Genomic DNA, 13,346 nt, shown 5'->3' with positions numbered 1-13,346 from the left:
CCCCCAGCACACCGCACGTCTGTACGGCAGGAGTCCCGCACCCATGGCAGAGCGCAAGCCGATCGAATCCTGGCTGACCGACATGGACGGCGTCCTCATCCACGAGGGCGTGCCGATCCCCGGCGCCGACGCGTTCATCAGGAAGCTGCGGGAGACCGGGAAGCCCTTCCTGGTCCTCACCAACAACTCGATCTACACGGCTCGTGACCTGCACGCCCGCCTCGCCCGGATGGGCCTGGAGGTCCCCGTCGAGAACATCTGGACCTCGGCCCTCGCGACCGCCAAGTTCCTCGACGACCAGCGCCCGGGCGGCACCGCGTACGTGATCGGCGAGGCGGGACTCACCACCGCCCTCCACGACATCGGCTACGTCCTCACCGACCACGACCCGGACTACGTAGTGCTCGGCGAGACCCGTACGTACTCCTTCGAGGCGATGACGAAGGCCGTACGGCTCATCAACGCCGGCGCCCGCTTCATCTGCACCAACCCGGACGAGACCGGCCCCTCCCTCGAAGGCCCGCTGCCGGCCACCGGTTCCGTCGCCGCGCTCATCACGAAGGCCACCGGCAAGGAGCCGTACTTCGCCGGCAAGCCGAACCCGCTCATGATGCGCACCGGCCTGAACGCCATCGGCGCCCACTCCGAGACGAGCGCCATGATCGGCGACCGGATGGACACCGACATCCTGGCGGGCCTGGAGGCGGGCATGCAGACCTTCCTGGTCCTCACCGGCCTCACCGGAGAGGCCGAGATCGACCGCTTCCCGTTCCGCCCGTCCAAGATCGTGAAGTCGATCGCGGACATCGTCGACCGGGTGTAGCGGCCGCCCGCCGGCGCCCCTGCGGATGCGAGAAGCCCCGATCCGGGTGACCCTGCCAGTATCAGGAGGTCACGATGCGTTCAGGTCCCATTGCTCTCCGTGCCGCAGGGGCGGCCCTGGTACTCGTACTGGCACCCACGGCCGGTAGCGCGTACGCCCACGACGGGGTGAAGGTCACCATCACCCCGTCCACCGCCTCGCCCGGCGCCGACATCGACGTCCGCGTCCAGGGCTGCAAGGGCACGACGGGTGCGGCGAAGTCCCCGGCGTTCGTCGCGGACGCCGAACTCACCGGCCGGGACGGCGGGGGTGCCCCGCTGTTCGGCGACACCACGATCAAGACCCGGCTCGAGAACGGCACGTACCGGGTCAGCGTGACCTGTGACGGTCACGACCACCCGGATGTCGGAACCGTGCGCGTCGAGCGCCAGAAGCCGACGCACGAGCCGACGCACAAGCCGACCCACGAGCCCACGCACAGGCCGAGCCACGAGCCGACGCACGAGCCGACCCACCACCCGAGCCCGGTCGCCCCGGTCCGCGCGGGCGGCGGCGGCACCGCCGCCTTCGCCGCCCCGGCCGCGCCCGGTGTCGCCCAGACCACCAGCGAGAGCGGCCTCGGCACCCCGTACACCCTGCTCGGCCTCGGTCTCGCGGCCGTCGCCGCCGTGGCGGTCGCCTTCCGCAGTTCCCGCCGCCGCGACGCGGGTACGGGTACGGGTACGGGCTCGGGGCCGGGTACGGAATGACGGCGCCGTCCGGCTCCCGCCCGGCGGGCACCGGGCGACTCGTCACCGGCGTGGCCTGGGCGCTGCTCCTGCTCGGGCTCTGGATGTGGGGACGCGAGGTCACCGAGGGCCCCGGGGCCGGCTCCGCGCCGACCACCGGGGACATCGCCGCCGTCGGCAGGCCGCTCGGCGTCGCCCTGCCCCCGGCGAGGGACCCGCTCGCACCCGTCGAGCCCCGCCGGGTCGAGATCCCGTCCCTCGGCATCGCCGCGCCCGTCGTGGCGCGGGGCCTGGACAGCACGGGGGCGATCGATCCGCCGCCGTACGAGATGCCGCACACGGTCGGCTGGTTCGGCTCCGGCACCCGGCCGGGCGCGGCGGGCCCGGCGCTCCTCGTCGGCCACGTCGACACGGCGACACGGCCGGCGGTCTTCTACGGGCTGAGCGCGGCCCGCCCCGGCGCGAAGGTCCGCATCACCCGTACGGACGGATCGGTCGCCGAGTTCACGGTGGACGACGTCCAGGTCTACCCGCGCGAGGACTTCGACGCGGCCAGGGTCTACGGCGCGCGCGACCCCCATCGGGCGGAACTCCGCCTGATCACGTGCGGCGGCACGTTCGACCGCGGGTCGAACGCGTACACGGCGAACGTGGTGGTCTCGGCCTACCTGACAGCGGCCACCGCACCCTGACCGGACACCCGCCCGGAAGCGACCACCGGGTCCGGCAGGAGGACCTGGGCGGACCTGGCCCCGGTCGACGGCGGGCGTCCCGCCGCCGCCGACCGGGCCGGTCCTCCACCGCGGGGCTCACGGACGCGGGAGGGGCCCGGCGCCGCCGCGGGAGGTCGAGGTTCCGGACACTGTAAGGGCCCTGCCCCGCCCGGCCCAGAGGACTGTCGTGTCACGCCGCTCACGACCGATCCGCCCGCGCGCCGCTCCACCGCACCCCGGGCCGCGACGGCCGCGCGACCCGAGCTCCTGGGAACCGGCCCGCGTCTCCCGCCCGTTCGCGTCGGCGAAGATGGCCGGAAAACGACCAAGACCCCCTCACCATCGGTGAGGGGGTCTTGACTCTGCGTGCGCCGCCAGGGACTCGAACCCCGGACCCGCTGATTAAGAGTCAGCTGCTCTAACCAACTGAGCTAGCGGCGCCTGCTGACAGAGAGAACTCTACCCGACGTCCGGGTGTGCTCCTGACCAATTACGGTCACCTCCGGCCTGTCGGATGGTCTTATCAGGCCTTCGATCCGTCAAAATGCGATTTGTCCAGACAGTTGAGACACTGACGCCCGAAACCAAGGGCCAAAAGATCTTGACGAGTGTGGAGGGGAATCGCATGAGCGTGCCGGTCTTCGAGGAGTTCGTACCCGCGGCCGACTGCGGCTGCCCGGGCTGTGCCCGGCAGCGGCGTGACCTCGCGCTCGGCCTGCCGGTCCGGGTGGGCGGGCATCCGGCGGCGCACGGCGCGCGGCGTGCCCTGGTCCTGATGACGGCCGCGGGCGTCGCCCTCGGCGCCGGTGGTGCCGCCGCGGCGACGGCCCTCCCGCCGCCCTCCGTCCCGTTCACCCCCGCGGACCTCGCGGACGCGTCCGCCGCGACCGACCCGGCGGACGCGTCCGCGCGCGCCGCGTATCCCGAGCCCGACACCCCCCAGGGCGGCCGCGGGCCACTGCACGGAGCCCCGGGCCCCGGCGGGCGGCCCTCCCCGAACGCGACTCCGACGACCAGTCAGATCTCGACCGGCACGCTGCGGACGACGACCCGGACCGAGATCGTCAACCGCGCCAAACTGTGGGTGACCGCCCAGGTCCCGTACTCCATGGAGAAGTACTGGTCGGACGGCTACCGCCAGGACTGCTCCGGCTACATCTCGATGGCCTGGAACCTCCGCGCCAACGAGTGGACCGGCAGCCTCGACCGCTTCGCCGACCGCATCGACCGCACCGAGCTCCAGCCCGGCGACATCCTGCTCTTCCACAACCCGGCGAACCCGACGCGCGGCTCGCACGTCACGATCTTCGGCGGCTGGACCGACTACACCCACACCTCCTACGTCGCGTACGAGCAGACCAAGCCGCGTACGCGGAAGCAGGCGACGCCGATGGCGTACTGGGAGAACTCCAGCCGGTACGTGGCCTACCGGTACAAGGGCCTGGCCGCCGGCGGCACCGGCGGGGCGAGTCAGGCGGCGACTCCGTACCCCGGCGTGGCGATGTTCGGCACGGGCGCCGACAACGCGTACATCACCCAGCTCGGGCGGCTCCTCGTCGACCGCGGCGGCAAGAGGTACTACAGCAAGGGGCCGGGCCCGAAGTGGGGCGAGGCGGACCGGCGCGCGACGCAGGCGTTCCAGCTGGCGCAGGGCTGGAAGGGCAAGGAGGCGGACGGCCTGCCCGGCCCGGAGACGTGGAAGCTCCTCGTGACCGGCGGGGGCAAGGACATCGGCGGTTCGAGTGGTTCGAGCGGGTCGAGTTCGAATGCGACGGCATTTCCCGGGCGTGGCTCCTTCCGTCCGGGCCAATCCAACGCATATGTGGAGAAGCTGGGCAAACAACTGGTGAAGCGGGGCTTCGGCAAGCACTACCTGTCGGGACCCGGTCCGCGCTGGACGGAGGCGGACCGCCGCAACGTCGAGGCGTTCCAGCGGGCACAGGGCTGGCGCGGCGCAGCGGCCGACGGCTACCCGGGCCCGGAGACCTGGCGGCGCTTGTTCCGATGACCCCGAGAGCATGAGGTGGACCCGAATGACGGCATCGACCCCGAACCCCGCGGACTCCGGCGCGGCGGCCTCACGTGACGCGGCCCGCACGGCCCGCCGCCTGACGGACGGCACCCTCCCGCGCACGTCCCCTCCCCAGGGCGCGCCCCCGGGCACTCCGCCGACCCGACGTGAGACACCGACGGAGCCGACCGCGCCGACGGAACCGACGGAACCGACCGCGCCGACGGGGCTGACGGAGACGGCGGTTACGGCGGATGCGCCCGCGCCGTCGGTCACGGGGCAGCCGGGGGAGGGCGCGCCGGTGGCGGGCGCAGCCGCGGAGAGCGGCACGCCGACGCCCGAAGGTGCCGTCGCGGAGGCGGTCGCGTCGGCCGGTGCCGCGCCCGCGCCTGTCGTGGGCGACGCGCCGGAGCCCGCTGCGGCGGGCGGGTCGGCACCCTCGGCGCCCGTTGCGGAGCCGGGGACCGCGCGCAGGGTCCCGGTGTGGCCCGAACCGGGTGCGAGAGGCGGCGCCGCGGCGGAGGCGGCGACGAGAACGGACACGTCGAAGGACCCGGCCGGCACTTCGCCGGGGCAGGGGGCCGGGCCGGTCGGTCCGCAGCCGGGTGACGCGGGGCGGCCTTCCGGCGCACTACCGGTCCGGCCGGTCGGCACCGCGTCCCCGGCCGGGTCCGCACTCCCGGTCGGCACCGCGTCCCCGGCCGGCGCCAGGCCCCCGGTCGAGTCCGCGATTCAGACCGGCACCACGCTCCCTGCCGGGTCCTCACCCTCGGCCGGGTCCGCACCCCCGGTCGGCGCCACGTCCCAGGTCGGGTCCGCGCCCCCGGCCGGTGCCGCACGCCCGGTCGGGTCCGTACCCCCGGCCGCCCCCGCTTCCGGTGCGGCGGCGGGGACTTCGGCCACGGCCGGAGCCGCCCCCGTGGTCACCCGGGTCCAGCCCGTCGTGCCCGCCTACCCCGGCACCGCGACGTCCGGCGCGGGCCGGCACGCCCGTCCCGGTTCCCCCTCGCCCTCGAAGGCCACCGTCACCGTGCGGTCCGGTGGTCCCGCGGCGGTTCCCGTCGCGGTTGCCGCGCCGACCGTCGATCCCGGGCCCGACCGTCCCGCCGGCCGCGCTGACACCCCTGACTTCGGGCGGATCGCCGGGGCCGGTGTCGCCGCCGTCGCCGTGCCCGTCGCCGCCGTCGTGCGGGTCGCGCGGCGGAGGAACGTGATCGGGGCCGAGACCACCGGCTCGATCCCGGTGCACCTCCTCTTCCGCGACGAGCCGCGGAACGCCGTGCCCTTCACGGCCGGCGAGGACGACGGAGGTCCCGACACCGTCGCCATGGCCGCGCCCACGCTGTCCAGGAACGGCACGGGTCCCGCCATCCCGGGCCCCTCGAAGGTCGCGGCCCCGAACCAGGCGCAGCCCCCGGCGGACGCCGCCGGGACCGAGCCCGCGCGGCGGGCCAAGTCCAAGCAGAAGCCGAAACCGAAGCTGAAGCCGACGTCCCCGCCGGCCACTTCCCTCAACGCGTCCCTCGACCCGCATCCCGCGGCGCGGTCCGCGGCGCAGCCCAAGGCCCGCCCCGGGACGCAGGCCGCCAAGCCCCCCGTCGCCGTCTCCGCCCACCCCTCCCGGCCCGCCCCCACCGCCGACCCCGCCCTCGTCGAGCGTCCCGGGCCGGTGCTGCCCGGATGGGTCGGGGTGGTCGGCGGCGCGCTCGCGCTCGCCGGATGCGCGGCGGTCGTGTGGTGGGCCGGGGCCGTGCCCGAGGAGGCGGCCCGGATGCTGCGGCTGCCGGGACGTCCGTACAACGGCATCCATCTCGGCCAGTGGGCGCTCCTCGCGCTCGGCGTCGTCCTCACCCTGTTCGCGCTCGGCGGGCTCGGCCGCGGCCGGGTCGGCTACGCCTGGGTGCTGACCCTGTTCGGCGACTACCGGGGCACGGTCCGCCGTACCGGACTGCTCTGGGTCAGCCCGCTCCTGCTGCGGCGCCGTGTCGACGTACGGCTCCGGCACTGGCGCAGTGAGCCGCTGTCGGCGGTGGACGCCAAGGGCACCGCGCTCGACGTCACCGTGCTCGTGGTGTGGCGGGTGCGGGACACCGTCCGGGCGGCGCTCGGCGTCGACGGGCACGAGGACTATCTGCGGGAGCAGGTGGAGGCGGCCATGGCGCGGGTGCTGTCGCAGCTTCCGGCGGACGCCTTCCACGAGGACGCCCCGACGCTCCGGGACGCGGAGGCCGTCGGCGAGGCGCTGACCCGGATGCTGTCGGCGGAGTGCGCCCCGGTGGGCGTGGACGTGTTCTCGGCGCAGCCGACCCGCATCGAGTACGCGCCGGACGTGGCGGCGGCGATGCGCCGGCGCCGGATCGCGGCGATCGACGCGAAGCACCGGGACAGCGTGCTCACCTCGGTGGTGGACGCGGTGGACGACGTGGTCCACCGGCTGACCAGTCGTGGTCTGGTGGAGCTCGACGACTACGAGCGCAAGGCGCTGGTCAAGGACCTGACGGTGGCGTTCTACACGGGGCGGACGGGTCCTGTAGAGGGGGCGTGAAGGGATGGACATGTTCAACTTCCGTCCATACCTTGGTACTTGGTCCAGACCAAAATCGGTACGACGTACCACCGCACGCGTGCGCGCACGGCCCGACGGAACTCCCCCACGTTCTCCAGGAGCGAAGCATGCGCAAAAAGTCAGTCGGGGCGGCGGTGGTGGCGCTCGGCGTCGCCGGCGTCACCCTCTTCGCCACCGGTAGCGCCGGCAGCCACGGCTACACCGACTCGCCGATCAGCCGTCAGAAGCTCTGCGCCAACGGCACCGTGACCAACTGCGGCTCCATACAGTGGGAGCCCCAGTCGGTCGAGGGCCCCAAGGGCTTCCCCGCCGCCGGTCCCGCCGACGGCAAGATCTGTTCCGCCGGGCTCTCGCAGTTCGCCCAGCTGGACGACCCGAGGGGCGGTGCGTGGCCCGCGACACAGCTCACGTCGGGGCAGAGCTACAGCTTCCGCTGGCAGTTCACGGCCCGGCACGCCACCACCGACTTCAAGTACTACATCACCAAGAACGGCTGGAACCCGAGCCAGAAGCTGACCCGGGCCATGCTGGACCCCCAGCCGTTCCTGACCGTCCCCTACAACAATCAGCAGCCGCCGGCGACCCTCTCGCACTCCGGGACGATCCCGGCGGGCAAGACGGGCCGCCATCTGATCCTGGCGGTGTGGACGATCGCGGACACGTCGAACGCGTTCTACGCGTGCTCGGACGTCAAGTTCTGATCGCCCGTCGCGAGTTCTGACCGTGCGCCCCATCGCGGCGGACGCCGGCCCTGACGGACGCCGTGTCCCGGACGGGCTCCCGACCCTGAGGGGGGTCGGGCCCCGACGGGCCGGACCCTGACGGGCGCCGGGCGCCGGACGGCCGGTGAGCCCCGGCCGTTCGGAGCCCGGCGAGGCGTTCAGTTCTGACGATACGTCAGTTACAGTCCGGCCCATGAGGGGTGCGGACACCGTCGCGGAACTCGTACGGCGCCAATGGGGCGACCACCGGATCGGGCTGAGGGACGAGCACCACACCCTCACCCACCACCAGGTCGCCGCCGGCGCCGCCGCGCGGGCCGCCCTGCTCGTGGACCTGATGCCCCCCGTGCCGGGAGGCGAGCCGCACCTCGGCATCCTGCTCGACAACACGCCGGAGTACCCGCTCTGGCTCAGCGCGGCGGCCCTCGCGGGGGCCGCCGTCGCCGGGATCAACCCCACCCGGCGCGGTGCCGAACTCGCCCGCGACATCCGGCACACGGCCTGCCGGGTCCTGGTCACCCAGCGCGCCCACCTGCCGCTCCTCGACGGCCTTCCGCTGCCCGGCGTGCGGATCCTGGTCACGGACACCGACGCGTACCGTGAACTCCTCGCGCCGTGCGCCTCCGCCCGCCCGGGCGACGCGCGCCTCGGCCCCGTACGGCCCGACAGCCGCTTCCTGCTCTCCTTCACGTCCGGCTCGACGGGCGCGCCGAAGGCGGCGCTCTGCGGCCAGGGCCGGCTGGCGGCGGCCGGGGCCTCGCTCGCATCCCACTTCTCCGTCGGGCCGGACGACGTCCACTACGTCTGCATGCCGATGTTCCACGGGAACGCGGTGATCGCGGACTGGGCACCGGCGCTGGTCGCCGGGGCGGGGGTGGCGCTGAGGGCCCGCTTCTCGGCCTCCCGCTTCCTCTCGGACGTACGGGGCTTCGACGCCACCTACTTCACCTACGTCGGCCGGGCGGTGCAGTACCTCCTGGCCACCCCGCCCACCCCCGAGGACCGCGCGCACCGGCTCCGCCTCGGCTTCGGCACGGAGGCGGGAGCGGTGGACGCGGCGCGCTTCCGGGAGCGCTTCGGGGTGCCGCTCGTGGAGGGGTACGGCTCCTCGGAGGGCGGCGCGTCGATCCAGCGGACGCCGGGCACGCCGACGGGCGCGGTGGGCCGGGCGGCGCCGACCGACGACCTGGCGGTCGTGGACGCGGAGACGGGCCGGGAGTGCGAGTCGGCCCGCTTCTCCGCCACCGGCCGGCTCCTCAACGCCGCCGAGGCGGTCGGGGAACTCGTCAACCGGGGCCGCAGCGCCTTCGAGGGCTACTGGCGCAACCCGGAGGCGGAGGCGGCGCGGCTGCGCGACGGCTGGTACTGGACGGGCGACCTCTTCTACCGGGACGCGGACGGCTACCTCTACTTCGCGGGCCGTACGGACGACCGGCTGCGGGTCGACAGCGAGAACCTGGCCGCGGCGATGATCGAGCACATCCTGGCCCGCTGGGACCGGGCCGCGGGGGTGGCGGTCTACGCGATACCGGACCCGGTGGCGGGGGACCAGGTGATGGCGGCGCTGGCGCTGCGCGAGGGGGCGGTCTTCGATCCCGCGGAGTTCGCGGCGTTCCTCGCGGAGCAGCGGGACCTGGGGACGAAGATGCCGCCGCGTTTCGTCCGGGTGATGCCGGAGCTCCCCCTCACGGCGACGAACAAGATCCATCGGGTGGCTCTGCGCCGCGAGTCCTTCCTCTGCGGGGACCCCGTCTGGTGGCGGCCCGGGGCGGGGACCACGTACGAACGCCTGACGGAGGCGACGGCCGAGACCCTCCGCCCGCAGTACCCGGATCCCACCCGCCACCCCTGACGCCCACGAGCCGCGGCCACCCGTCCCGTTCACACGTCGCGGCGCCGCACGACCACCACGGCGAGGACCACCGCGATCAGCGGCCAGAGGGCGTACACGGCCCACGAACCGGGGACGGTGGCGCTGTGGGCGAGCGACTCGGGCTCCGGTTCCCAGGTCTGGGCCAGGCGCTTCCACGCCGTGACCGGCATCGCATGGCTGACGGCGGCGGACCATCGGGCGCTCTGCGAGAAGAACGGCGGCAGCATCACCAGGGTGAAGGCACTGGTGACCATGGTGGCGGCGCTGTGCCGGAGCAGCGCGCCGAGGCCGAGGCCGACCAGCGCGGAGACCGGGGCCAGCAGGGCGGACGCCACCAGCGCACGGAGCACTCCGGGATGGGTGAGCGGAACCCCGGCCCGCTCTCCGTTCAGGACGGCCTGGGAGACCAGGAAGCCGCCGGTGGAGACGGCCGCGCCGACCACGGTCCACAGCGCGGCGGTGACGACCGCCTTGGCCAGGACCACCGCACCACGGGCGGGCACGGCCACGGTGGTGGTGCGCATCAGACCGCTGCTGTACTCGCTCACGACGGTGAGGGCGCCGACACTGCCGGCGACGAGCATCAGCGTCATGTACCCGGCCGGGGGGAACGCGGCGAACACGAGGAATCCCTGATCGGCCTTCCCGGCCGGGCTCGTCGTCCGGAGGTCGTCGGTCGCCGCCAGTGCCGCCACGGCGGCGGACCCGATGACGAACAGGGAGATGAGCGCGAGCGCCCACGGGGTCGAGCGCAGGGACCGGATCTTGATCCACTCGGAGGCGAGCAGGTCACGGAAGCGGGCGGGCGGCTCGGTGACGGGTGGGAAGGAGGTGGCCGGGGGGACGGCGGTTGCTGGAGTCATCGGGGCTGTCCTGCCTGGTATTCGATGCTGTCGGCGGTGAGTTCCATGAAGGCCTCCTCCAGGGAGGCGGACCGGGTGGTCAGCTCGTGGAGCCGGATCCGGTTCTCGAAGGCGAGCGCTCCGATCCGGTCCGCCGGGAGCCCGGTCACGGCGATCCTCTCGGTGCCGGGCGAGCCCTCCGGTTCGACGGAGGCGCCCGCGGTGGTCAGTACCGCGGCCAGCTCGGCGGCCTGCGGGGTGCCCACCACGACGCTGAAACGGGCGCTGCGCGCGGCGAAGTCCCGCACCGACTCGGCGGCGATGAGCCGGCCCCGGCCGATGACGACCAGCTGGTCGGCGGTGTTCTCCATCTCCGACATCAGATGGCTGGAGAGGAAGACCGTACGGCCCTCGGCCGCGAGGCGCCGGAAGAGGCGGCGCATCCACAGCACGCCCTCCGGGTCCATGCCGTTGACCGGCTCGTCGAACAGCAGCACCGGCGGGTCGCCGAGCAGCGCGGTGGCGATCCCGAGCCGCTGCTTCATGCCGAGCGAGAAGCCGCCGACGCGGCGGGACGCGGCCTCGGCCAGGCCCACCTCGAGCAGCACCGCCTCCACCCGGCGCGGGGAGATCCCGTTGCTGCGGGCCAGGGCGGACAGATGGGAGGCGGCGGTGCGCCCGCCGTGGACCTGGCCCGCGTCGAGGAGCGCGCCGACGTGCCGCAGGCCGCGTGAGCGGCTGCCGAAGGGGACGCCGCCGACGGTGGCGGTGCCGCCGGTCGGCGCGTCCAGGCCGAGGATCATCCGCAGGGTGGTGGTCTTGCCGGCGCCGTTGGGGCCCAGGAAGCCGGTGACCCGGCCCGGCCGCACGGTGAAGGACAGCCGGTCCACGGCGGTCCTGCCGCCGTATCGCTTGGTGAGTTCGTTGACTTCGATCACGGGAACAACCCTGCCGGGAGGGCCTCGTCCGGTCATCGGGCCGTGGACGGCAAGACCGCGGCCGCGTTCGCCCGTGGGCGTACGTCCACGGGCCGATTCCCCGGGGGCGGCGCCTGGATAGTGTCGGGGGATGGATGCCCTGCCGACCGCCCCGCTCCCCGTGCGCACCGCACAGCGTGGCCTTCCTCTTCCTCCTGAGAGGCCACACCAGCGATGACGGGAACCAAGATCACGGCCTGGTCGGGAGGCGCGCTGTACCTCCTCACGGTGGCTCTGCTCGTGGGAGGCGCCCCCCGCGCCTCGGGCACGGTCCACGGAGTCGGGGCGCTGCTCGCGCTGAGCCTGCTCGTCGGGGTGGTGCGCCGCGCGCCGCTCCTGGCCCTGGCGCTCACGCTCCTCGGATCCACCGCGGTGGTGGTGGGCCCTCAGGGCCCCCGTGCCGAGCTGGCGGCCTCGTACCAGGGCCGGTTCCTGTCGTATCTGGCCGTGGACCTCGTCCTGGGCCTCATCGTCGCCACCCGGCCACGGCGCACGTCGATCGCCGCCGTGGCCGGGTCCCTCCTCGTCCAGCTCCTGGTCATCGGCGGCTTCTCGCACGGGGACGACCTGATCGTCGACGTCCTGGTCGCCCTCCTGGCGGCGGCCGTGACCTGCGCGGGCGGGCTCCTGAGCCGCGAGCGCCGCGAGCACGCGGCGGTGCTGCGCTCCCAGGAGACGGCCGAGGCCGTGATCGCGGAAAGGCTGCGGATCGCACGGGAGTTGCACGACATGGTCGCGCACAGCATCGGCATCATCGCCATCCAGGCCGGGGCGGCGAGCCAGGTCATCCGGACCCGGCCCACGGAGGCCGCCGAGGCCCTGCGGGCCATCGAGGTCACCAGCAGGGAGACCCTTTCGGGGCTCCGGCGCACCCTGGTGGCACTCCGTCAGGCGGACCCGGTCGCCGCGTCCCCGGAGAACCCGGCGGCCTTCGGGCCCTCGCCGGGGCTGGCGGACCTCGACCGGCTGGCGGCGGCCACGGCCGACGCGGGGGTCCAGGTGGAGGTGCGCCGCAGCGGGGAGGAACGCCCCCTGCCGGGCGACATCGACCTGTCCGCCTTCCGTATCGTTCAGGAGGCGCTGACCAACGTGGTCCGCCACGCGGGCACCGGACGCTGTCGGGTGCTCATCGACCATGGCGACGAGGAGCTGACCGTGGAGGTCGTCGACGACGGGCGCGGTGCCACCGGGAACGGCCCGTCCCAGGGCTTCGGTCTCGTGGGCATGCGGGAACGGGTGGCCCTGCTGAACGGGGAACTCCGCGTCGGGACACGTCCCGAGGGAGGTTTCCGGGTGGCGGCCCGGCTGCCGCTGCCCGCCCCCGTCGGAGCGGCGGAGGCCCGGTGACCGCCGTCGTACGCGTCGTCCTCGCCGACGACCAGCCCCTGGTGCGGTCAGGGCTGCGCCTGGTCATGGCCGACCACCCCGACCTGGAGGTCGTCGGTGAGGCCGCGACGGGCGCCGAGGCGGTCCAGCAGGTCAGGGACACCTGCCCCGACGTCGTGGTGATGGACATCCGGATGCCCGGGATGGACGGCATCGAGGCCACCCGCCTGATCACCGCGGGCCCGACCACGACGCGGGTGCTCGTCCTGACCACCTTCGACGAGGACGACCACGTCTACGGCGCGCTGCGGGCCGGGGCGAGCGGCTTCGCGGTCAAGGACATGGCCCTGAACGACATCCTCGCGGCGATCCGGGTGGTCGCCGCCGGCGACGCGCTGATCGCGCCCGCCGTCACGCGCCGGCTGATCGCCGACTTCGCCGGGCGCCCCGCGCGGAGCTCCCCGCGTCCGGTCGAGGGCATCACCGAGCGGGAACGGGAGGTCCTGACCCTCATCGGGCGCGGCCGGACGAACACCGAGATCGCGGACGACCTCTTCATCACGGTGGCCACCGCCAAGTCGCACGTGTCCCGGCTGCTCACCAAACTGGGCGCCCGGGACCGGGTCCAGCTCGTGATCACCGCCTACGAGGCGGGGCTCGTCACGCTGCCCGGCTGAGCGGACCACACGGCTTCCGCGAGGCCGGAGCCGGGGTTCCCGGCCGCCGCTCACGGGTTTCCCGGCGGCCGCGACCGGGGGTTCCCGG

The 13,346-nt window shown here is 74.1% G+C and carries 11 protein-coding genes and 1 tRNA gene; 9 read left to right on the top strand and 3 right to left on the bottom strand.

Going from position 1 to position 13,346, the window contains the following annotated elements; all coding sequences use genetic code 11:
- Window positions 1-43: 43 nt before the first annotated feature.
- From OG392_RS13830 to OG392_RS13820, 3 genes are all read left to right on the top strand, one after another.
- A complete protein-coding gene (locus OG392_RS13830) occupies window positions 44-823 on the top strand; it encodes an HAD-IIA family hydrolase (protein WP_015033821.1) in 780 nt (259 codons plus the stop codon).
- Window positions 824-897: 74 nt separating this feature from the next.
- On the top strand, window positions 898-1,572 hold the full coding sequence (locus tag OG392_RS13825) for a PT domain-containing protein (protein WP_329279124.1): 675 nt from the start codon (window positions 898-900) through the stop codon (window positions 1,570-1,572).
- Entirely contained in the window at window positions 1,569-2,243 is a 675-nt protein-coding gene (locus OG392_RS13820) for a class F sortase (RefSeq protein ID WP_329279122.1), read from the top strand. The genes OG392_RS13825 and OG392_RS13820 overlap by 4 nt, the downstream gene beginning before the upstream one ends.
- A gap of 388 nt (window positions 2,244-2,631) precedes the next feature.
- Here OG392_RS13820 and OG392_RS13815 read toward each other — a convergent pair.
- Window positions 2,632-2,705, bottom strand: a tRNA-Lys gene (locus OG392_RS13815).
- 184 nt (window positions 2,706-2,889) lie between these two features.
- On the opposite strand from OG392_RS13815, the gene OG392_RS13810 reads away from it, so the two are divergent.
- The 4 genes from OG392_RS13810 to OG392_RS13795 all read left to right on the top strand — a co-directional run bounded on the left by OG392_RS13810 (window position 2,890) and on the right by OG392_RS13795 (window position 9,415).
- Window positions 2,890-4,272 (top strand): peptidoglycan-binding protein, encoded by a 1,383-nt coding sequence (locus OG392_RS13810; protein WP_329279120.1) that lies wholly within the window; start codon window positions 2,890-2,892, stop codon window positions 4,270-4,272.
- Window positions 4,273-5,194: 922 nt separating this feature from the next.
- Window positions 5,195-6,820, top strand: a complete 1,626-nt coding sequence (locus OG392_RS13805) for an SPFH domain-containing protein (RefSeq protein WP_329279118.1) — start codon at window positions 5,195-5,197, stop codon at window positions 6,818-6,820.
- Between the two features lie 128 nt (window positions 6,821-6,948).
- Entirely contained in the window at window positions 6,949-7,542 is a 594-nt protein-coding gene (locus OG392_RS13800) for a lytic polysaccharide monooxygenase auxiliary activity family 9 protein (RefSeq protein WP_329279116.1), read from the top strand.
- Window positions 7,543-7,756: 214 nt separating this feature from the next.
- A complete protein-coding gene (locus tag OG392_RS13795) occupies window positions 7,757-9,415 on the top strand; it encodes an AMP-binding protein (RefSeq protein ID WP_329279114.1) in 1,659 nt (552 codons plus the stop codon).
- A gap of 29 nt (window positions 9,416-9,444) precedes the next feature.
- Here OG392_RS13795 and OG392_RS13790 read toward each other — a convergent pair whose 3' ends face one another.
- Together OG392_RS13790 and OG392_RS13785 are read right to left on the bottom strand one after the other, a co-directional pair.
- Window positions 9,445-10,299 (bottom strand): ABC transporter permease, encoded by an 855-nt coding sequence (locus OG392_RS13790; RefSeq protein ID WP_329279111.1) that lies wholly within the window; start codon window positions 10,297-10,299, stop codon window positions 9,445-9,447.
- Window positions 10,296-11,216 carry an ABC transporter ATP-binding protein gene (locus OG392_RS13785; RefSeq protein ID WP_329279109.1) on the bottom strand — a complete coding sequence of 307 codons (921 nt, stop codon included), beginning with the start codon at window positions 11,214-11,216 and terminating at the stop codon, window positions 10,296-10,298. The genes OG392_RS13790 and OG392_RS13785 overlap by 4 nt, the downstream gene beginning before the upstream one ends.
- Before the next feature lie 213 nt (window positions 11,217-11,429).
- Here OG392_RS13785 and OG392_RS13780 point away from each other — a divergent pair, with 213 nt between their 5' ends.
- Both OG392_RS13780 and OG392_RS13775 read left to right on the top strand, forming a co-directional pair.
- Window positions 11,430-12,602 (top strand): sensor histidine kinase, encoded by a 1,173-nt coding sequence (locus OG392_RS13780; RefSeq protein ID WP_329279107.1) that lies wholly within the window; start codon window positions 11,430-11,432, stop codon window positions 12,600-12,602.
- Window positions 12,599-13,258, top strand: coding sequence for a response regulator transcription factor (locus OG392_RS13775; RefSeq protein ID WP_329279105.1), 660 nt, complete (start codon window positions 12,599-12,601; stop codon window positions 13,256-13,258). Before OG392_RS13780 ends, OG392_RS13775 begins: the two co-directional genes overlap by 4 nt.
- Window positions 13,259-13,346: the final 88 nt, after the last annotated feature.

The sequence above is a fragment of the Streptomyces sp. NBC_00691 genome (genome assembly GCF_036226665.1).
GTDB lineage: Bacteria > Actinomycetota > Actinomycetes > Streptomycetales > Streptomycetaceae > Streptomyces.
This window is presented reverse-complemented; position numbering and strand designations above follow the sequence as displayed.